This is a genomic window from Pseudomonas sp. AB6 (genome assembly GCF_034314105.1).
In the GTDB taxonomy this organism is placed as follows: Bacteria; Pseudomonadota; Gammaproteobacteria; order Pseudomonadales; family Pseudomonadaceae; genus Aquipseudomonas.
This window is the reverse complement of record NZ_JAVIWJ010000001.1, coordinates 3,290,314-3,310,310: the sequence shown is the minus strand read 5'-3', so window position 1 is coordinate 3,310,310 and position 19,997 is coordinate 3,290,314. Positions and strand designations below refer to the sequence as shown.

Below are 19,997 nucleotides of genomic sequence, written 5' to 3'. Positions count from 1 at the left end.
TACTGTAGCCAACGAGGAGCTCGCCATGTCGCGCAGCCTCTGTCTTACCCGCCAATGCCTAGGCTTGACCACTCGTATCGAATGTGTGATTCGCCCTCTCTCGGGAGACAACGGCATGTGGACGTTACTGTTTGCCGCCGGTATGTCTGGCGAGCAACCCTCAGCACTGAAGGCTCAAGGTCCGTTTCATGGCCCATTGGCCGCAGAATCTGTAATGCTGGCCATCGCTGAAAGCCTTGCGCTACATGGGTATGAGGTTGCTAAAGACGTTGCCATTTGGCAACTGCATCTGCAAGGCGAGTTGCGCCGTATCAACGGCGACAGCTCGCGCTGTCAGCGCTCATCACCGTTTTAGGTTGGTAGCGTTAAGGTCTACTGTTCGTCATCAGGGGTGATCGACGGATTTTGATTCAGCTGTTCAAGGTTGGCGGTACTCGGCTTGTCCAGTCTTATCTTGAAATCGTAATTGACTTGCTTCAGGTTGGTGCGCTGGTAGGCCTCCAGGCTCGTCGGTTGACCATAAAAGTAGTGCACGTCGAAAACGTTTTCGCTGTATTGCGAAGCTTGGTGGCTCACTTCAAGAATTTCCTTGAGGTATTTGCCGGTATTGTCTTTTGCGTAGAAACGCCAAGCGTCATTGGGGAATAACGTCTGATCAATCACCAGTGCGTTGCTCTTCAACGACAAGCCCTTAGGCAAAGCGGCGACATCCATAAAGATTTTTTCAATGTTTGCCAGCAACAGCGGCATGGTGCCTTTCGCATAGGCTGGCAATTGGGGGAATTGGGTTAAATCGTAGCTGATATCGCCCTGCGTCACGTCGAACTCGTAGGAATTGAGTGGCAAGTCAATTTTGCTTCCAAGCTTGTCGTCAGTACCCTCTGCGTAGAACGAGATCAAACTGTCGTCTGTGCTCAACGGTGAACCATTAAACTCGTTATTGAATGTCGGGGGATGGCTGAACTCGATTCTCGCATCTTCCAGATTTTCTACGTCCTGACGTATAACGATAGATTTCCTTAGTTGCCCCTCGTTCATGTCGTAGGTTTTAAGGAAGTTTTCCGCCTGGACGTCGTGCACCACCACGGGCAACAGCAATGGCTGAACTTCCAGGCCAAAGGTATATTCATCGAACTGACGCACCGGAACGCTCAACTGAGTCTTGCTTATCTTGGTTTGCGAATAATCCAAAACGCTGACGTCGACCTTATCAACTGTTCCATTGAAATACACCTTTGCATAGTGAGTCTTATGCTGGAGATGGAAGGCGTGCATGTCGGCATTCAGTTCAGTTTGAAACTCGGGGCTGAATTGTTTCTGGCGCATAAGCGCGTCGAGTTTCTTCTCGTAGAACGCGATTTGGCTGGCGTCTTGCGCAATACCGCCCGCGCGCGTGAGGAACCGCCCGGTTTTGTCTTGCGCTTGAACGACGAGTGGATTGAGCTCTTCGTCGACTAGCTCATCTGGAAGGTCGGCGCTATTTTGGATTTCGACTTCTGCGAAACTCTTGCCTTGGCTTAGTAGCGTGACTGTGATGTTGTCGTCAGTTCGCTTTGCGCCAACATCTTTTTTTGTAAGCTCGAAGCGACTCACTTTACGCGGCGTCACTACCTGGAGTTCGCCGTTCAGGGTAATAGGAATCGGCTTGTTCTTCTTGGTCGGTGGTAAAGCGCCATCCTGGTAAGGGTAGATTAACTCCAAGTTGGCTGTCGGGGTTTCGCTATCAGCCGCCGGTGCTAACTGGATATTGGCAGCGTCTTCTTCACGGTCTTTGGAGAAAGGAATAACCGTTTGGTTGTCCAGTGTGACCGAGTGCCAGTCCACATTGTGTGGAAAAGGGAATTCATCGGCGCCACTAAACGAGAACGGGAATATCGGTTCTAGAGTAGTCAAAAAGTCGGAGTCAGGTGTTCTGCGTTGTATGAACAGGCCGTTTATATAAGTATCCGTTACTGCTTGGCCGCTAGGGTAATCGTTAAGCAGCGCCAAGCCGTCCTCGCCGTATTCCGTTTCAACCGGCTTCGCCTGCATTTCTAGGGAAATTCGCTCAAGCATAAGTAGCGAACTGCCCAGAGTAGTAACGGCTTCTTTCAGCCGCAGGTCTTGAATAGCCTCGACTTTTGCCTCGAACTGTTCAGTTTTTACCTTAAGCGCAGCAAGCTGTTGTTCATGGGTCTTGTCGAAACAGCCACTTAGCAGCAAAGAACAGGTCAGCGCGAAGCCGGTAAGCGGAAGTCTTAATGCCATTCACGGTGTTCCTGTCGGGTGGTCGCAACTGAGAAGTGTAAGGCACGCGGCAAAATACGAGGCGATATTTTCAGTCCATAGATTGATCAAAGGCTTATGCAAGGGGGGCTGACGGCATACGCGTGCCTATCGATATCTTGATGAACAGACCGACGGCCTGCCTCAGGGTTGTGATTTCCCTGTGCTGTACGAAACTCAGTTTTCAGAACTTGTATTGTTGCGACAGGACTACCCATGAATCTTCAGGAATTGAACGCTTACGCTCACGCCGGGCGCGTTGATGAGTTGAATTTAATCTCGATGGAAGGTGGAATTTACTTATTGGAAGCCCGTATGCAAGGGATGGCGCATCCCCTCTATGACATGAGCGGCAAAACCATGAGCTTGCGCTCGGTTGAGCATGCGCGAGAGGTGTTGCGTGCGATGCCTGCAGTTCCGTTCAATCTGGTGCATTCGGTGGTCCACGATGAGATGTGTGGTCTACGCAATGTCGACGAGCAAGTGCTGCGAGTGCCGATTTCCTACCGCTCTGTGTGGTAGCACTGGAGGGCGGGAGTTAGTTGCGATTGTGCTAGGCTGCTCGGCCTTTTAGTTCGGGGCGTCTTTTGGCGCTCCTTAGCGGAGCAGCGTTATGTCCGAAGTTAATCTGTCCACCGACGAAACCCGCGTCAGCTACGGTATTGGCCGTCAGTTAGGCGATCAGTTACGTGATAATCCGCCGCCGGGCATCGACCTGGACGCGATTCTGGCTGGCTTGAATGACGCATTTCATGGCAAGGATAGCCGTGTTGACCAAGCACAAATGGCCGCCAGCTTTAAAGTTATTCGCGAAATCATGCAAGCCCAGGCAGCGGCCAAGGCTGAACAGGCTGCCGGCGCTGGTTTGGCATACCTGGCGGAGAATGGTAAGCGCGACGGCGTAACCACATTGCCATCTGGCCTGCAATTCGAAGTGCTGACCGCAGGAGAGGGCACTCAGCCGTCTATTGATGATCAGGTTCGTACTCACTACCATGGCACGCTGATCGACGGTACCGTCTTCGACAGCTCGTATGATCGTGGCGAGCCAGCTGAGTTTCCGGTTGGCGGCGTCATTGCTGGCTGGACTGAAGCGTTGCAACTGATGAAAGCCGGCAGTAAATGGCGTCTACATGTTCCGAGCGAATTGGCTTACGGCGCTCAAGGTGCTGGCAGCATTGCTCCGCACACAGTCCTAGTATTTGACGTGGAGCTGCTGGACGTTTTGTAAGTAGCGCATTCGCGCTGATGATTGCTGAAGGGATCTTGCAGGTTCGTTCAGCAATCCGGGCTGAGCATGCTGTTTTAAAGCCCCATGCTCAGCGCATTCTCCCGCAGGTCGCAATGCACGGGCATAGCAGAAAAGAAATAAGTTACGCACCGTTTCCTTAAGCACGCCGGGTGCATTGGAACTAAGGTCAGTGATATCCAAATCCCCTTGATCCCATAACTCGTCCAGCGCGTCTTCTCTCAGTACCGCACACACGGCCCCGGTTTCTCGATGAAGAATTCGCAGATAAGGACGTGGGCGGTCAAGCCACGCATCAATCAAATAAGTCATGTCTCATCTCCTTGGTGGATTGATGAGAATAATTCTTATTTGAATAATAGCAAGAGACTATTGGTGATTTTGTCCGGAGCGCTAGCTGCAAACATCATCGGTGAGATCAGTGAGTTCGGGCGACCGCAAATTCACTCAGTTCGACCAAGGCGTTGCGGTATTCGCTCGGCGGCAATACGTCAAGGCATGCAATGGCGCGGGCTACGTAGTCACGCGCCAACTGCGCGGTGTAGTCCAAAGCACCTGCGCTTTCGACGGCTTCGCGGATGCTTTCGAGGTCTTCGAGACCGCCTTTCTGAATAGCTTGACGTACTAACGCAGCCTGTTCCGGCGTACCCTCGCGCATGGTGTAGATCAGCGGTAAGGTAGGCTTGCCCTCGGCCAAGTCGTCACCGACGTTTTTACCTAGGGTTTCGGCGTCTCCGAGATAATCCAACAAATCGTCGACCAGTTGGAAAGCTACACCCAGATGATCTCCAAAAGTGCGCAGGGCTTCGCTTTGCTCAAGCGGCGCGCCACACAGCGCCGCAGCGCTGTGGGTCGAGGCTTCGAACAACATGGCTGTCTTGCCGCGAATAACTTCCATGTAGATTTCTTCAGTAGTGCTGGCGTCACGAATCTTCGACAACTGCAGCACTTCGCCCTCGGCAATCACTCGGGTAGCCTTGGACAGAATCTTCATTACGGGCATGGAGCCCAGTTCGACCATCATTTCGAACGAGCGTGAATATAGGAAGTCGCCGACTAAAACGCTAGGAGCGTTGCCCCAAAGGGCGTTAGCGGTGGAGCGGCCACGGCGCATGCCTGACATATCCACAACATCGTCGTGCAATAAAGTCGCGGTGTGCAGGAACTCGATGGTCGCCGCCAGCAGACGCAAATCGTCGCCCTCACGACCCAGTGCCTTGCCACACAGCAAAACTAATAAAGGACGCAGACGCTTACCGCCGGCTGAGGTAATGTAGTCGCCGATTTTGGACACCAGCGGCACGCGCGAAGCCAGTTGCTTCTTGATGATGACGTCAACGGCACTAAAGTCGTCCGCCACCGCGCGGTAGAAAGCTTGGGGTTGCATCAGCGACAGGTGCTCCAGAAGGGTTGCGCGGCATGCTAGGTGCAGGGCCGGGACCTGTCAAGGTATGACGTTTAGGTACTTGCATCACGTTTGTGCCTTGCGTACAATCGCGCACCCTAACTTTCCTGGGCAGCACCTGCCTTACGCAATTGCAACGGGCCCTCCAGCCCAACGCAGCCATGCCAGCCAATACTCTACTTATAAAGAGCTGGGTGAGCAGGATTAACGGAGAAATACCATGTACGCAGTAATTGTTACCGGCGGCAAGCAGTACAAAGTCGCCCCGGGCGAATACCTGAAGATCGAGAAGCTCGAAATCGCTACCGGCGAATCCGTGACTTTTGATCGTGTTCTGTTGATTGGTGACGGCGAAGAAGTCAACATCGGCGCTCCTGTCGTTGTCGGCGCAACCGTCGTTGCTGAAGTGATCTCCCAAGGTCGCCACGATAAGATCCGCATCATCAAGTTCCGTCGTCGTAAGCACCACATGAAGCGTATGGGCCACCGCCAGTGGTACACCGAGATCAAAATCACCGGTATTCAGGCTTAATTCAGCCTAATCCTCTATTTGGAGTATTGAACTCATGGCACACAAAAAAGCTGGTGGTAGTACCCGTAACGGTCGTGACTCAGAGGCCAAACGCCTTGGCGTCAAGATGTATGGCGGCCAGGCAATCATTCCGGGCAACATCATCGTGCGTCAGCGCGGTACCCAATTCCACGCTGGCTACGGCGTTGGTATGGGTAAAGATCACACCCTGTTCGCGAAAGTGGAAGGCGTGATCAAGTTCCAGGTTAAAGGCGCCTTCGGTCGTCGTTACGTAAGCATCGTTCCGAAGACTGCAGCTGCAGTAGTCGTCGCTGCATAATTACGTAGTTGCTGGAAAAGCCCTGTCTCGCGACGGGGCTTTTTTGTTTTTAGGCGTAGGTGAGTCTCTTGCAAAACTGTTTGTGCGGGCTGTTGTGATGCGGACCTCTGGGGTCGCTGGTTTCTGATCGGTATCGCAACGCTCATTTTTGGCAAGAGTCTTATATTTTTGTACTATTCAGCTCGTCCCTGTGGCGAGAGGCGTGCTTTAAATGAAGTTTGTTGATGAAGTTTCGATTCGAGTAAAGGCGGGCGATGGCGGCAACGGTTGCATGAGTTTCCGTCGCGAAAAATTTATTGAAAACGGTGGTCCTAACGGCGGTGATGGCGGTGACGGCGGCTCGATCTACATGATCGCCGACGAAAACCTCAACACGCTGGTCGACTATCGCTACACCCGTCACTTCGATGCTGAGCGTGGTTCGAACGGCGGCAGCGCAGACTGCACTGGGAAGAAAGGCGAAGAGATGGTGTTGCGCGTACCGGTAGGTACCACCGTGATTGATGCCGCGACCCAGGAGATCATCGGCGACTTGACCAAGGCTGGCCAGCGTTTGCTGGTGGCGAGCGGCGGCTGGCATGGTCTGGGTAACACCCGTTTTAAATCCAGTACCAACCGTGCGCCACGCCAAACCTCGCCAGGCAAGTTCGGTGATCAGCGCGACCTCAAGCTTGAATTGAAAGTGCTGGCGGACGTCGGTTTGCTGGGCTTGCCGAATGCCGGCAAAAGTACATTTATTCGCTCGGTTTCAGCCGCCAAGCCGAAAGTGGCGGACTATCCGTTCACGACCTTGATCCCGAACCTGGGTGTCGTCAGTGTCGACCGCTGGAAAAGCTTCGTTGTTGCCGACATTCCTGGCTTGATCGAAGGCGCTTCCGACGGTGCAGGCCTCGGCATCCGTTTCCTCAAGCACTTGGCTCGCACGCGTTTATTGTTGCACCTTGTTGATATGGCGCCGCTGGATGAAACCAGTGCGCCTGATGCTGCCGAAGTTATCGTAAACGAGTTGGTCAAGTTCAGCCCGTCACTGGCTGATCGTGATCGCTGGTTGGTGCTGAACAAGTGCGATCAGATCCTCGAAGAAGAGCATGAAGAGCGGGTCAAGGAAATCGTTGACCGTTTGGAGTGGACTGGCCCGGTCTATGTGATCTCGGCTATCTCCAAGCAGGGCACCGAGCAGCTTAGCCGTGACATCATGCGTTACCTCGAAGAGCGTAACCTGCGTATCGTTGAAGACCCTGTCTTCGCCCGTGAACTGGCCGAGCTGGATCAGAACATCGAAGACGAGGCGCGCGCTCAGTTGCAAGCGCTGGATGATGCGCGCACCTTGCGCCGCACTGGCGTGAAGAGCGTGCATGACGCCGACGAAGATGTGTGGGGCGATGACGATGATGACGATGAAGACGGTCCGGAAATCATTTACGTCCGTGACTGATCGGGTGCAGTAAACTGAACGCCGCTATTATTAGCGGCGTTTTTGTATCTCGAATTAATCAAAATTCTCTGGCTAAGGTTGGAAGATGATGCGCAGCAAAGTGACAGGTGCCCAGCGCTGGGTCGTGAAAATCGGCAGCGCGCTGCTGACGGCTGACGGCAAAGGGCTGGATCGGGCGGCAATGGCGGTCTGGGTCAAGCAGATGGTGGCGCTGCAGGAAGCGGGCGTCGAATTGATTCTAGTCTCCTCCGGCGCTGTCGCCGCGGGCATGAGTCGTTTGGGTTGGACCGTTCGACCCAGTGCTATGCATGAGCTGCAGGCTGCGGCCGCCATCGGTCAGATGGGGCTGGTACAGGCTTGGGAGTCCAGCTTTGCCGAGCATGGCCGCCATACTGCGCAGATCCTGCTGACCCACGACGATCTTTCCGACCGCAAGCGCTACTTGAACGCTCGTAGCACCTTGCGCACGCTGGTCGACCTGGGCGTAGTTCCGGTGATCAACGAAAACGACACCGTGGTCACTGACGAGATCCGTTTCGGCGACAACGACACGCTTGCAGCGCTGGTCGCCAATTTGGTCGAAGCTGATCTGCTGGTGATTCTCACTGATCGCGACGGTATGTTCGATGCGGACCCTCGCAATAACCCCAATGCCAAGTTGATTCACGAGGCGCGTGCCGATGATCCGGCGCTAGACGCTGTTGCAGGCGGTACCAGTGGCGCGCTGGGTCGCGGCGGCATGCAGACCAAATTGCGCGCAGCTCGGCTGGCAGCGCGCTCCGGTGCGCACACCGTGATCGTCGGTGGGCTGCTTGATCGTGTGCTGGCGCGGCTTAAAGAAGGTGAGCAACTGGGCACTTTGTTGTCCCCAGAGCGCGAAATGCTCGCGGCGCGTAAGCAGTGGCTTGCCGGGCATTTGCAGACCCGTGGCACGCTGGTACTCGATGCGGGTGCCGTGGTGGCACTGGCGGAAGGTCACCGAAGCTTGTTGCCAGTGGGGGTCAAGCTGGTTCAGGGCAGCTTTCGACGGGGCGAAATGGTGGTGTGTGTCGCGCCGGATGGTCGTGAGGTCGCTCGCGGCTTGAGCAACTACAGTGCACTTGAAGCACAAAAAATAATTGGCCAGTCCTCTGATGCCATCGTTCACGTGTTGGGCTATATGGCCGAGCCTGAGCTGATACATCGCGATAATTTGATTCTGGTCTAAGTGGCGACGCCTCATTAAGGAAGATGCTATGCGAATTGTATGTGGGTTACTGGGTGTTCTGTTGGCTGTTCCGCTGCTGGCTTCGGCGGAGGAGATCGGTTCAGTGTCGACAGTATTCAAGTTCGTCGGCCCGAACGACCGGATCGTGATCGAGGCGTTCGATGATCCCAAGGTCGAAGGCGTGACTTGCTATCTTTCCCGAGCGAAAACGGGCGGAGTGAAAGGCGGTCTAGGTTTGGCTGAAGATCGCGCCGAGGCGTCCATCGCCTGTCGCCAGGTGGGTCCGATCAAGTTTACGGAGCAGCTGAAGGACGGAGATGAGGTCTTTAAACAGCGCACATCCCTGGTGTTCAAAACCATGCAAGTTGTTCGTTTTCTCGACAAGAAGCGCAACACGCTTGTGTATCTGGTCTACAGCGACCGTGTCATCGAGGGTAGCCCGCAGAACGCTGTGACCGCGATTCCGATCCTGCCTTGGGTGCCCGCTCCGCCGGCGCAGTAAGGCGGAGTATTCTGGTCAAATCGCAGGCAATAAAAAACCGACCCGGAGGTCGGTTTTTTAAAAAGCTTATCGCTTAAGCGGCAACGGCAAGGTTCAAAGCCTTGACGTGACCATTCAGGCGGCTCTTATGGCGAGCAGCTTTGTTCTTGTGGATGATGCCTTTATCGGCCATACGGTCGATGATTGGCACAGCCAGAACATAAGCAGCTTGCGCTTTTTCAGCGTCTTTTGCGTCAATGGCCTTAATTACATTCTTGATGTAAGTACGAACCATGGAACGCAGGCTGGCGTTGTGGCTGCGACGCTTCTCAGCCTGTTTTGCACGTTTTTTGGCGGAAGGTGTGTTGGCCACCGTCGAGCTCCTCGAAAGACTTGGAAATTAGCAAACAAAATAGGCCGCGAATCATGCCGACGAGTTGATGTCTTGTCAAGGGCAGATGATGCGTTCCGCTGAGTGGTGCTAATGCAACGCCGGGTTATTTATTTCCGGCGTGCGACCTGTAAACTCGCGGGCTTTGGCTCTGTGCTGCTGCGGCGCGGAGTATCGCATAAATGGACGGCCCGATGGCGTGTCCTTTGGCCAAGGCGCAAAACTCTTTCAATGAACCTACTCAGATCACTAGCTGCCGTCAGCTCTATTACAATGATTTCCCGCGTTTTGGGTTTTGTGAGGGACACCATAATCGCGCGCACTTTTGGCGCAGGTATGGCAACAGACGCGTTTTTTATCGCGTTTAAACTGCCCAATCTGCTGCGTCGGATATTTGCCGAGGGCGCGTTCTCGCAGGCGTTCGTGCCGATTCTGGCTGAATATAAAAATCAAAAGGGCGAGGAGGCAGCGCGCACCCTCATTGCCTATGTCAGCGGTTTGCTCACGTTAGTGTTGGCGCTGGTCACGTTAGTGGGAATCGTAGCCGCACCGTGGGTCATTTGGATAACAGCCCCCGGTTTTGCAGATACACCGGAAAAATTTGCGTTAACCACTGACCTTCTCCGGGTGACCTTTCCTTATATATTGCTCATTTCCTTGTCTTCGCTGGCCGGAGCGATCCTTAATACGTGGAACCGTTTCTCGGTCCCGGCGTTTGTGCCGACGTTGCTTAACCTCAGCATGATCGTGTTTGCGGTGTTCCTGACGCCGTATTTCCACCCGCCGGTCATGGTACTCGGCTGGTCAGTATTGGCGGGTGGACTATTGCAATTGCTGTATCAACTGCCGCACCTGAAGAAGATCGGCATGTTGGTCTTGCCGCGCCTAAATCTGCGGGACAGCGGCGTTTGGCGAGTCATGAAGCAGATGTTGCCAGCGATTCTCGGGGTTTCAGTCAGTCAGATTTCGTTGATCATTAACACGATCTTCGCTTCTTTTCTGGCCGTGGGTTCGGTCTCTTGGATGTATTACGCCGACCGCTTGATGGAGCTGCCTTCCGGGGTGCTCGGAGTAGCGTTGGGTACGATTCTGCTGCCGGTCTTGTCGAAAACCTATGCCAGCAAAGACCGCCAGGAGTATTCGCATATTCTCGATTGGGGGCTGCGCCTGTGCTTCGTGCTAGTACTGCCATGCACTTTGGCGTTGGGATTGCTGGCTGAGCCGCTAACGGTTTCGCTGTTTCAGTACGGTAAGTTTGATGCGTTCGACGCGGTAATGACCCAGCGCGCGTTAGTCGCATACTCGGTAGGATTGCTGGGCATCATCGTGATCAAGGTGCTGGCGCCCGGGTTTTATGCACAACAAAATATTCGCACCCCGGTGAAAATCGCCATTTTCACGCTTATTGTTACCCAGTTGCTCAACTTGGCCTTCATTGGTCCACTGCAACATGCGGGTCTGGCGTTGGCGATCAGCGTTGGTGCTTGCATCAACGCAGGGCTGCTTTTTTTCCAACTACTTAGGCAGGGTTTGTTTCAGCCACAACCCGGATGGACGGCATTTTTATCTAAATTGATCGTCGCGGTGTTGGTCATGTCCGGTGTGTTGCTGAGTCTGATGCATTTCATGCCTGCGTGGGACCAGGGCGGCATGCTGGAGCGACTGCTTCGACTCGGCGCGTTGGTGGGGGCGGGCGTGGTGACGTATTTCGGTGTGTTGCTGCTGTTGGGCTTTCGTCTGAAGGACTTTGCTCGCAAGGTAATTATGTAAGCAAGATTCGTTGGTTTTTCGCGTCCTAAGGCAACTGCATGCGGTTTGCCTGGGACTGTTGCCTGTTGTAGCGGGCCGGGTGTGGTTATAATCGGCCACTTTATGAGCAAGAAGCGTGTTATGCAGCTGGTTCGAGGCCTCCAAAATCTGCGCCCCCAGCATCGGGGCTGTGTCGCCACTATTGGCAACTTTGACGGTGTTCACCGTGGCCACCAGGCTATCCTGGCGCGATTGCGTGAGCGCGCCATCGAGTTGGGCCTGCCCAGCTGCGTAGTAATTTTTGAACCACAGCCACGTGAGTTCTTCGCCCCCGATACAGCACCGGCGCGTTTGGCTCGGCTGCGTGACAAGCTTGAATTACTGGCGCAGGAGGGTGTTGACCTGGTGCTATGCCTCGCCTTCAATCAACGCTTGAGAAAGCTCAGTGCCGCCGAATTCGTCAACACCATTCTGGTTGACGGCCTTGGCGTGAAGCATCTGGAAGTGGGTGACGATTTTCGTTTCGGTTGCGACCGGCTGGGTGATTTCGACTTTCTGCAGCAAGCAGGCGCGACCCAGGGTTTTACTGTGGAAGCGGCACAAACGGTCGAAATAGATGGGGTTCGGGTTAGCAGTACCAAGGTTCGTGACGCATTAGCCACCGCAGATTTTGTGTTGGCTGAGCGTTTGCTAGGCCGACCGTTTCGGATTACCGGACGCGTTTTGCATGGCCAGAAACTGGCTCGGCAGTTGGGTACGCCCACCGCCAACGTACAACTCAAGCGTCGTCGCGTGCCGTTTACCGGGGTGTATTTGGTCAGTACGGAGATCGACGGAAAGACTTGGCCGGGAGTCGCCAATATTGGCGTCCGTCCGACCGTTGCGGGTGACGGCAATGCTCACTTGGAAATACACATTCTGGACTTTACCGGCGATCTTTATGACCGGCGTTTGACGGTGGCTTTCCACCAAAAGCTGCGTGATGAGCAGCGGTTTGCCTCTCTGGAGGCGCTCAAGACGGCGATCAATGCGGATGTCGCCACCGCCCGTGCCCATTGGCGCAAGTAACATTAGTAGCGCTAATCGCTAATTAAGAGCCTTAAATGACCGACTATAAAGCCACGCTAAACCTTCCGGACACCGCCTTCCCAATGAAGGCCGGCCTGCCACAGCGCGAGCCGCAAATTCTGCAGCGCTGGGACAGTATTGGCCTGTACCAGAAGCTGCGTGAGATTGGCAAAGATCGTCCAAAGTTCGTGTTGCACGACGGGCCTCCTTACGCCAACGGCAATATTCACATCGGTCACGCGGTTAACAAGATTCTCAAGGACATGATCATCCGTTCGAAAACTCTTTCGGGTTTCGACGCACCTTATGTTCCAGGCTGGGACTGCCACGGTCTGCCGATTGAGCACAAAATCGAAGTCACCCACGGCAAGAACCTGCCTGCGGACAAGACTCGTGAACTGAGCCGTGCCTACGCTGCCGAGCAGATTGAAGGCCAGAAAGCGGAATTCATCCGTTTGGGTGTCTTGGGCGACTGGAACAACCCTTACCGCACCATGGATTTCGCCAATGAAGCCGGAGAAATCCGCGCCTTGGCTGAAATGGTCAAGGGCGGTTTTGTGTTCAAGGGCCTCAAGCCTGTGAACTGGTGCTTCGACTGCGGTTCGGCCCTGGCTGAAGCAGAAGTCGAATATCAGGACAAAAAGTCTTCCACTATCGACGTCGCGTTCCCCATCGCTGATGAAGCCAAGCTTGCCGCTGCGTTCGGTCTGCCAACGCTGGCCAAGCCGACCTCCATCGTGATCTGGACCACTACCCCGTGGACCATTCCGGCCAACCAGGCGCTGAACGTCCATCCAGAGTTCACCTACGCGTTGGTTGATGTGGGTGACAAATACCTGGTGCTGGCTGAAGAGCTGGTCGAGGCCTGCCTTGCCCGTTACAACCTGCAAGGTTCGGTGGTCGCTACCACCACCGGCGCACAGCTGGAACTGATTAATTTCCGCCATCCGTTCTATGACCGCCTGTCGCCGGTGTACCTGGCTGACTACGTCGAATTGAGCGCTGGTACCGGTGTGGTTCACTGCTCACCGGCCTATGGCGTCGATGACTTTGTCATCAGTAAAAGTTACGGCCTGACCAACGACGACATCCTCAGCCCAGTGCAAAGCAACGGAGTGTATGTCGATTCGCTGGAATTCTTCGGTGGCCAGTTCATCTTCAAGGCCAACCAGAACATCATCGACAAGTTGGCTGAAGTCGGCGCCCTGTTGGACACCGCAGTCATCACCCACAGCTACATGCACTGCTGGCGCCACAAAACCCCGCTGATCTACCGCGCCACAGCGCAGTGGTTTGTGGGTATGGACAAACAGCCGACCACGGGCGACACCTTGCGCAAACGCGCAATCAAAGCCATCGAAGACACCGCCTTCGTTCCGGCCTGGGGTCAGGCACGCTTGCACTCGATGATCGTCAACCGCCCAGACTGGTGTATTTCCCGTCAGCGCAACTGGGGCGTGCCGATTCCGTTCTTCCTGCACAAGGAAAGTGGCGAGCTGCACCCGCGCACCGTCGAGTTGATGGAAGAAGTGGCGCTACGTGTTGAACAGGAAGGCATTGAGGCCTGGTTCAAGATGGACGCCTCTGAGTTGCTGGGTGATGAGGCGCCCAAGTACGACAAGATTTCCGACACGCTGGACGTCTGGTTCGACTCGGGCACCACGCACTGGCACGTCCTGCGTGGCTCTCACCCGATGGGCCACGAGAGCGGCCCGCGTGCTGATCTGTATTTGGAAGGCTCGGACCAGCACCGGGGCTGGTTCCACTCCTCGTTGCTGACCGGTTGCATGCTCGACAATCACGCGCCGTACCGCGAACTGCTGACCCACGGGTTCGTGGTCGACGAGAACGGTCGTAAGATGTCGAAATCGCTCAACAACGTCGTCGCGCCGCAAAAGGTCAACGACTCCTTGGGCGCCGACATCATGCGTCTTTGGGTATCGGCTACCGATTACTCAGGCGAAATGGCGGTCTCCGACCAGATTCTCCAACGCAGCGCAGACGCCTATCGGCGGATTCGCAATACAGCGCGCTTTCTTCTTTCAAATTTGACCGGTTTCAACCCGGCCACCGACATTCTGCCTGCCGAAGAAATGTTGGCGCTGGACCGTTGGGCGGTGGATCGTGCGTTGCTGCTGCAACGGGAGCTGCAAGAGCATTACGGCGAATACCGCTTCTGGAACGTATATTCCAAGGTGCACAATTTTTGCGTGCAGGAACTGGGTGGTTTTTACCTCGATATCATCAAGGACCGTCAGTACACCACCGCCGCCGACAGCACCGCGCGTCGCTCATGTCAGACCGCGCTGTTCCACATTTCAGAAGCGCTGGTGCGTTGGATCGCTCCAATCCTGGCCTTCACCGCCGACGAACTGTGGCAGTACCTGCCGGGCGAGCGCAACGAATCGGTGATGCTCAACACGTGGTACGAAGGCTTGAGCGAATTGCCGGAAAGCTTTGAGCTCGATCGCGCTTACTGGGAGCGGATCATGGCAGTGAAAGTGGCAGTCAACAAAGAGATGGAAAACCTGCGCGCAGCCAAAGCCATTGGCGGCAACCTGCAAGCGGAAGTGACCTTGTACGCTGAAGATTCGCTGGTCGCCGACCTGTCGAAGCTGAGCAATGAGCTGCGTTTCGTGCTTATTACGTCCACCGCTGCCGTTGCGCCGTTCATCGATGCACCAGCCGATGCGGTGGTTACCGAAGTCGCCGGGCTGAAACTGAAAGTGGTCAAGTCCGGGCATCCGAAGTGCGCTCGTTGCTGGCACCATCGCGAGGACGTCGGGATCGATCCTGAGCACCCGGAAATCTGTGGTCGCTGTGTCGACAACATCAGCGGTAAGGGCGAGGTGCGTCACTATGCCTAACTCAGGCCGCTTGAGCTGGCTCTGGTTGAGCGTGCTGGTGTTGGTCATTGACCAAGTCAGCAAGTTCTACTTCGCGCACGGATTAACCCTTTATCAGCAAATTATTGTCATTCCTGACTATTTCAGTTGGACCCTGGCCTACAACACCGGAGCTGCGTTCAGTTTTCTCGCTGACGGTTCCGGCTGGCAGCGTTGGTTGTTCGCAATGATCGCAGTGGTCGTCAGTGCTGTGCTAGTAGTTTGGCTAAAACGACTTGGCCAAGGTGAAACCTGGTTGGCAGTGGCGTTGGCGCTGGTTTTGGGTGGCGCCTTGGGTAATCTTTATGATCGTATTGTGTTAGGTCATGTCATCGATTTTATTTTGGTGCATTGGCAGAACCGCTGGTATTTCCCTGCGTTCAACCTTGCAGATAGCGCGATTACCGTCGGTGCTGTCATGTTGGCGCTGGACATGTTCAAAAGTAAAAAATCTGGAGAACCCGTTCATGACTGAACAGTCTTTGGCTCAAGGCTCGCCGAACGAGCAACGTATCGGCCAGAACACGGAAGTTACCCTGCATTTCGCCCTGCGCCTGGAAAACGGCGATACCGTAGACAGCACGTTTGATAAAGCACCGGCGACGTTCAAGGTCGGTGACGGCAGTTTACTGCCGGGCTTTGAACTGGCGATATTTGGCTTCAAAGCCGGTGACAAACGCACCGTTGAAGTGCTGCCAGAAAATGCTTTCGGGCAGCCGAACCCGCAAAATGTGCAAATTATTGCGCGTTCGCAGTTTCAGGGCATGGAGCTGTCTGATGGCTTATTGGTCATTTTCAACGATGCCGCCAACACTGAGCTTCCGGGTATCGTTCAAGCTTTTGATGATGCTCAAGTGACCATCGACTTTAACCACCCGCTGGCCGGCAAAACACTGACCTTCGAAGTGGAAATTTTTGAGGTCAAGGCGCTCTGAGTGAATCAAGTTCGATCAGATGCCCTATCTTTCCAGCGCGTAGAAACGAGGCCCCTTATGCAAATCAAACTCGCTAACCCCCGTGGCTTCTGTGCTGGAGTAGACCGGGCGATTGAGATCGTCAATCGTGCCCTGGAAGTCTTTGGCCCGCCGATCTACGTGCGCCACGAAGTGGTTCACAACAAATTTGTCGTCGAAGACCTCCGTGCCCGTGGCGCGATTTTCGTCGAAGAGCTCAATCAGGTGCCTGACGACGTCATTGTCATTTTCAGTGCCCATGGGGTGTCTCAAGCTGTACGCACCGAAGCCTCCGGTCGGGGCTTGAAAGTATTCGACGCCACATGCCCGCTGGTAACCAAGGTCCATATTGAGGTTGCGCGGTATAGCCGTGACGGCCGAGAGTGTATTCTTATCGGTCACGAAGGCCATCCAGAAGTTGAAGGCACCATGGGCCAGTACGATGGCACCAATGGTGGCGCAATTTATCTGGTGGAAGACGAAGACGATGTCGCCAATCTTCAAGTGAATAATCCTGAGAGTCTCGCGTTTGTCACCCAAACGACGTTGTCTATGGACGACACTGGCCGGGTGATTGATGCCTTGCGCAAACGCTTCCCGAGCATCGGCGGCCCGCGTAAAGACGACATCTGTTACGCCACGCAAAATCGCCAGGATGCAGTCAAACAATTGGCGAGCGAGTGCGACGTGGTGTTAGTTGTCGGCAGCCCAAACAGTTCAAACTCCAACCGTTTGCGCGAGTTGGCAGAACGCTTGTCGACACCGGCCTACTTGATCGACGGTGCCGAAGACATGCAACGCAGCTGGTTCGATGGGGTAGAGCGCATCGGTATTACCGCAGGTGCCTCGGCACCCGAAGTGCTGGTGCGCGGCGTGATTGAGCAACTGCAAGCCTGGGGCGCGACCGGCGCTGACGAGTTGGCAGGACGTGCAGAGAACATCACCTTTTCGATGCCCAAAGAGTTGCGAGTCAAGTCGTTATTGTGAGGTTGGTTAGCGACAGGTTTGCTGACGGGCTTTGTTGCTCTCTAACCGAACCCTTCCGCTGGCCGCAACCACTATCTGGTAATGGCTGATGGGCTTTTGGATTTCGCAGACCAGCAGTGTTCCGTTGCTGGTCAAAGCGGAACCCAAGCCGTTGAACCGCACGTAAGGTTTTCCTCGAAAGTTGCCAGTAATCGGTGTTTTTCCGCTGCTGATGTGCTCCTGCAATACCTCGCCATACTCTCCTCCTGCGGCTTTGTGCTCGAGCATAATTCGCCATCCAAAGCTCCAGTTGTCGTCTATCGCATGAACCAAAACCGGCGTGTTGCGCAAGATCGCCTCGGTGCGCGCAGATCGTAGCGCGCTGGCTAGCTGGTTAGCGACCTCCGTTCGCCGCTGAGACTCAACCAATTGCCCAAACCCCGGAACCGCCAGTTGCGCGGCAACGGCAATCAATGCCACTCCGGCCATTAACTGGATAAGCCCAACACCTGCTTGCTTCATGCTTTGCGTCCTTGCCTGCGGTCAGGTCAGCTAGCAAACACCTCATTCACGCTGGTTCCTAGCCCCTGTGCTGGCGTGAATTGTCAGTCTTTATTTCGCAATGGCCAGCACCTAAAGAGTTACAAATCAGGCTGCAGATCCGCTCCCCACTTCCCGTTTCATCGACTTCAATGGTCGGACGAAATGTTTTTGGACGGAGCCTGCTTATGCGTGAGGGAAACAGACATTTTCAAACCGGAATGACGTTGATCGAAGTGCTGGTTTCTCTGCTGATTGTAGCTATCGGCTTGCTCGGGGCAGCAGCAGTGCAGCTCAATGCGTTGAAGTACACCGATAGTGCGATGCTGCACAGTCACGTCAGTTTCGTCGCGCACGACATAATTGAGCGCATGCGTGCCAACCCGTATGCCGACTACACCCTGACTTCACTGGCGGCTGCTCCCGTCTTTGGCAACCTTGCTATGCCTCGTGACCAGGATCTCTATGACTTTGCTAATAGCATCAACCTGCTCGCGGGCAGCGACGCCGACGCTAGCATTACCGTCGTCGGGCGGAACATTGACATCACCATCACTTGGAACGATTCCAGAGCCGCCAATGCTCTCGGTGACATGCAGACGTTCAGTTTGAGCAGCCGCGTGGCGGTTGATTCGCAGGGGCGTCCATGAAGTTAGTATCCAGCGGCTTCGGCCTAGTCGAAATTATGCTGGCGATGACCTTGGGGTTGGTCATCACCCTAGGTTTGACTCAGCTGTTCATAGGCACCAAAAACACTTACGTCAGCCAAACCGCCGCGGCGTTCATGCAAGAAGATGCACGATTTCTACTGAGTAAAATGCTTCAGGAAATCCGCATGGTCGGCATGTTTGGTTGCCTGAAAACCATAGATGATGTTGGCAAAGGCTTTAGCGCGGCTAGGCAAACGCCAATTCGTTGGGACAACGCTAAGCAAACGTTGACCCTGATCACTGCTGATGTTGGCACTACCGGCGGTAAATCCGATTGGGTCGTTATATCCGACTGTGAGTCATCCGCCACAGCTTACGCTGGAGACCATGATCCGGGTCTCGGACAAATGAAATTCCCGATCCGGGAAGTTACCTATACCTACAACCGGCGCAACAGTGAGATCAGCGGGTTGATTAAAAATGTTAGTGCGTTCTCGGTGCTGTTTGGCGTGGCCAATACTGTGGAAGACAGGTCGGTTTCACACTACAGCGCCAATCCCGTCAATCCTGAGCTGATTCGAAGCGTTCGCTTAAACCTCACGCTGAGCGACCCAGCTAAACGGGTTAAAGACCAAACCTTCATGGTCGTTGCCGCATTGCGCAACAGGCTGGGGTAGATGAAGCCTCTAATGAGCATGTACCGCCAGCGCGGCACTGTCCTATTGATCAGCTTGGTGTTTCTGCTGCTGATGACTCTCATCGGCCTTTCATCTCTGAAAAACGCCACCCTCCAGGAAAAAATGGCCGGTAGCGTAAAGCTGCGTAATCAGTCATTTCAGGCGGCAGAAGCTGCCTTGCGAATCGGCGAATCTGCGGTGCAACAGCCGGGATACTCGCTGGCCCGCTGCATAGCCATCGTCTCCTGCGCGCCTCCGCAAGAGGCGTTTGACGTCACTATGCCGGGCGCGAACCCAACCTCCGGCGTGACATGGATAGCGATTAAAGGAGGTTTCTACGCCGTTCAAAACTTTGCTGAAACAACCGAGCCGTTAAATGTGCCATCGCCAATAGAAGGGACGGAGCCAAAAATATGGACGTTATATCGAGTAACTGGCGTGGGTATTCAAGGCAGGTCCAGAACAGTACTAGAGAGCGTTTACGCATTGGATCGCCGCATCATGTGGCGGCAAATACAATGAGCCCGAGCGCTGTCGCCATGCGTGAAAAGGGCTTTACGGTGATTGAATTGCTAATCGTCGTGACCATTATTGGCATACTCGCCGCCCTCGGTTATCCCAGCTACACCGACTCCCTGAAGCGCGCCCACCGCTCTGATATCGTCGGCTTACTCAGCGACAAGACGCAGCAATTGGAGAGGTTTTACTCACGTAATGGGCAGTACGCAGACATTATTGGACCGCCTTCGGTGGAGCTAGAAATCACCCCGGGGAATAGGCTTTACAGGGTGATAGCTGAACGTGATGCACAAGCCTTTAGGTTGACTGCAACGCCGATTGCGGCGGGGATGATGGATGGAGACAGGTGTGGTGTGTATGTGGTGGATAACGTTGGGCGGCGCCGGAATATCAAAGAGGCAGAGGCAAGCCATGATTGCTGGGGATAATATTTTCACAGCGTAAACCACGCTCAACATAGGGGCTTTGCTTGGCCGGGGGACATTCGAGATCATGTTGTTGACCTTACAGGCCCGGCGTTCAGCCTCATTCATCAGTGTAAAGCTCGAGCTGACATGGCGTCCGCACGCAAGCAATGACCGAGCAAGATGTCCGCCGCTCCAATTACGCGGTCTCAAATCACTAAGTGGATACACACACTAAGACTAAACACTATTCGATTGACGCAGATTGTGTGTTTGAACGCTAGCAATCGAGCATCGCCTGG

22 protein-coding genes and 1 pseudogene are annotated in these 19,997 nt (G+C 54.6%); 18 read left to right on the top strand and 5 right to left on the bottom strand.

The window, feature by feature from the left end:
• Positions 1–25: 25 nt before the first annotated feature.
• A complete protein-coding gene (locus tag RGW60_RS15655; RefSeq protein ID WP_322205448.1) occupies positions 26–355 on the top strand; it encodes a hypothetical protein in 330 nt (109 codons plus the stop codon).
• A gap of 17 nt (positions 356–372) precedes the next feature.
• Here RGW60_RS15655 and RGW60_RS15650 read toward each other — a convergent pair whose 3' ends face one another.
• On the bottom strand, positions 373–2,247 hold the full coding sequence (locus RGW60_RS15650) for a hypothetical protein (protein ID WP_322205447.1): 1,875 nt from the start codon (positions 2,245–2,247) through the stop codon (positions 373–375).
• A 234-nt stretch (positions 2,248–2,481) separates the two neighbouring features.
• On the opposite strand from RGW60_RS15650, the gene RGW60_RS15645 reads away from it, so the two are divergent.
• Positions 2,482–2,787, top strand: coding sequence for a DUF6482 family protein (locus tag RGW60_RS15645; protein ID WP_322205446.1), 306 nt, complete (start codon positions 2,482–2,484; stop codon positions 2,785–2,787).
• 91 nt (positions 2,788–2,878) lie between these two features.
• Complete coding sequence (locus RGW60_RS15640) at positions 2,879–3,496, top strand: FKBP-type peptidyl-prolyl cis-trans isomerase (protein ID WP_322205445.1); 618 nt, start codon at positions 2,879–2,881, stop codon at positions 3,494–3,496.
• Positions 3,497–3,604: 108 nt separating this feature from the next.
• Here RGW60_RS15640 and RGW60_RS15635 read toward each other — a convergent pair.
• Both RGW60_RS15635 and RGW60_RS15630 read right to left on the bottom strand, forming a co-directional pair.
• A pseudogene (locus tag RGW60_RS15635) lies at positions 3,605–3,826 on the bottom strand (hypothetical protein); the annotation flags it as partial.
• A 106-nt stretch (positions 3,827–3,932) separates the two neighbouring features.
• Positions 3,933–4,901 carry a polyprenyl synthetase family protein gene (locus RGW60_RS15630; RefSeq protein WP_322205444.1) on the bottom strand — a complete coding sequence of 323 codons (969 nt, stop codon included), beginning with the start codon at positions 4,899–4,901 and terminating at the stop codon, positions 3,933–3,935.
• A 238-nt stretch (positions 4,902–5,139) separates the two neighbouring features.
• Between RGW60_RS15630 and rplU the strand changes: the two genes are divergently transcribed.
• The 5 genes from rplU to RGW60_RS15605 all read left to right on the top strand — a co-directional run bounded on the left by rplU (position 5,140) and on the right by RGW60_RS15605 (position 8,914).
• Positions 5,140–5,451 carry a 50S ribosomal protein L21 gene (rplU, locus tag RGW60_RS15625; RefSeq protein WP_322166132.1) on the top strand — a complete coding sequence of 104 codons (312 nt, stop codon included), beginning with the start codon at positions 5,140–5,142 and terminating at the stop codon, positions 5,449–5,451.
• A 34-nt stretch (positions 5,452–5,485) separates the two neighbouring features.
• On the top strand, positions 5,486–5,770 hold the full coding sequence (rpmA, locus tag RGW60_RS15620) for a 50S ribosomal protein L27 (RefSeq protein ID WP_297836646.1): 285 nt from the start codon (positions 5,486–5,488) through the stop codon (positions 5,768–5,770).
• 211 nt (positions 5,771–5,981) lie between these two features.
• Positions 5,982–7,205 carry an Obg family GTPase CgtA gene (gene cgtA, locus RGW60_RS15615; protein ID WP_322205443.1) on the top strand — a complete coding sequence of 408 codons (1,224 nt, stop codon included), beginning with the start codon at positions 5,982–5,984 and terminating at the stop codon, positions 7,203–7,205.
• Between the two features lie 88 nt (positions 7,206–7,293).
• A complete protein-coding gene (gene proB / locus RGW60_RS15610; RefSeq protein ID WP_322206942.1) occupies positions 7,294–8,412 on the top strand; it encodes a glutamate 5-kinase in 1,119 nt (372 codons plus the stop codon).
• Between the two features lie 28 nt (positions 8,413–8,440).
• A complete protein-coding gene (locus RGW60_RS15605) occupies positions 8,441–8,914 on the top strand; it encodes a CreA family protein (protein WP_322205442.1) in 474 nt (157 codons plus the stop codon).
• 73 nt (positions 8,915–8,987) lie between these two features.
• Here RGW60_RS15605 and rpsT read toward each other — a convergent pair whose 3' ends face one another.
• Positions 8,988–9,266, bottom strand: coding sequence for a 30S ribosomal protein S20 (rpsT, locus tag RGW60_RS15600; protein ID WP_322166129.1), 279 nt, complete (start codon positions 9,264–9,266; stop codon positions 8,988–8,990).
• Positions 9,267–9,515: 249 nt separating this feature from the next.
• On the opposite strand from rpsT, the gene murJ reads away from it, so the two are divergent.
• The 6 genes from murJ (at position 9,516) to ispH (ending at position 16,926) form a co-directional block, all read left to right on the top strand.
• Positions 9,516–11,054, top strand: a complete 1,539-nt coding sequence (gene murJ, locus RGW60_RS15595; RefSeq protein ID WP_322205441.1) for a murein biosynthesis integral membrane protein MurJ — start codon at positions 9,516–9,518, stop codon at positions 11,052–11,054.
• A gap of 120 nt (positions 11,055–11,174) precedes the next feature.
• A complete protein-coding gene (gene ribF, locus RGW60_RS15590) occupies positions 11,175–12,101 on the top strand; it encodes a bifunctional riboflavin kinase/FAD synthetase (protein ID WP_322205440.1) in 927 nt (308 codons plus the stop codon).
• 35 nt (positions 12,102–12,136) lie between these two features.
• Entirely contained in the window at positions 12,137–14,968 is a 2,832-nt protein-coding gene (gene ileS, locus RGW60_RS15585) for an isoleucine--tRNA ligase (protein WP_322205439.1), read from the top strand.
• Entirely contained in the window at positions 14,961–15,461 is a 501-nt protein-coding gene (gene lspA, locus RGW60_RS15580; protein ID WP_322205438.1) for a signal peptidase II, read from the top strand. Before ileS ends, lspA begins: the two co-directional genes overlap by 8 nt.
• Complete coding sequence (locus RGW60_RS15575; protein WP_322205437.1) at positions 15,454–15,921, top strand: peptidylprolyl isomerase; 468 nt, start codon at positions 15,454–15,456, stop codon at positions 15,919–15,921. The genes lspA and RGW60_RS15575 overlap by 8 nt, the downstream gene beginning before the upstream one ends.
• A gap of 57 nt (positions 15,922–15,978) precedes the next feature.
• Positions 15,979–16,926 (top strand): 4-hydroxy-3-methylbut-2-enyl diphosphate reductase, encoded by a 948-nt coding sequence (gene ispH, locus RGW60_RS15570; protein WP_322205436.1) that lies wholly within the window; start codon positions 15,979–15,981, stop codon positions 16,924–16,926.
• 6 nt (positions 16,927–16,932) lie between these two features.
• On the opposite strand, the gene RGW60_RS15565 is transcribed toward ispH, so the two are convergent.
• Complete coding sequence (locus tag RGW60_RS15565; RefSeq protein ID WP_322205435.1) at positions 16,933–17,427, bottom strand: GspH/FimT family pseudopilin; 495 nt, start codon at positions 17,425–17,427, stop codon at positions 16,933–16,935.
• A 206-nt stretch (positions 17,428–17,633) separates the two neighbouring features.
• Between RGW60_RS15565 and pilV the strand changes: the two genes are divergently transcribed.
• The 4 genes from pilV to RGW60_RS15545 are packed head-to-tail and all read left to right on the top strand — an operon-like array spanning position 17,634 to position 19,719.
• Complete coding sequence (gene pilV / locus RGW60_RS15560) at positions 17,634–18,095, top strand: type IV pilus modification protein PilV (protein ID WP_322205434.1); 462 nt, start codon at positions 17,634–17,636, stop codon at positions 18,093–18,095.
• Positions 18,092–18,772 (top strand): pilus assembly protein PilW, encoded by a 681-nt coding sequence (locus tag RGW60_RS15555; RefSeq protein ID WP_322205433.1) that lies wholly within the window; start codon positions 18,092–18,094, stop codon positions 18,770–18,772. The genes pilV and RGW60_RS15555 overlap by 4 nt, the downstream gene beginning before the upstream one ends.
• A gap of 12 nt (positions 18,773–18,784) precedes the next feature.
• Positions 18,785–19,294: a pilus assembly PilX family protein gene (locus RGW60_RS15550; RefSeq protein WP_322206941.1), complete on the top strand. Its 510-nt coding sequence runs from the start codon at positions 18,785–18,787 to the stop codon at positions 19,292–19,294.
• Positions 19,291–19,719: a type IV pilin protein gene (locus tag RGW60_RS15545; RefSeq protein WP_322205432.1), complete on the top strand. Its 429-nt coding sequence runs from the start codon at positions 19,291–19,293 to the stop codon at positions 19,717–19,719. The genes RGW60_RS15550 and RGW60_RS15545 overlap by 4 nt, the downstream gene beginning before the upstream one ends.
• The last annotated feature ends 278 nt before the right edge of the window (positions 19,720–19,997 follow it).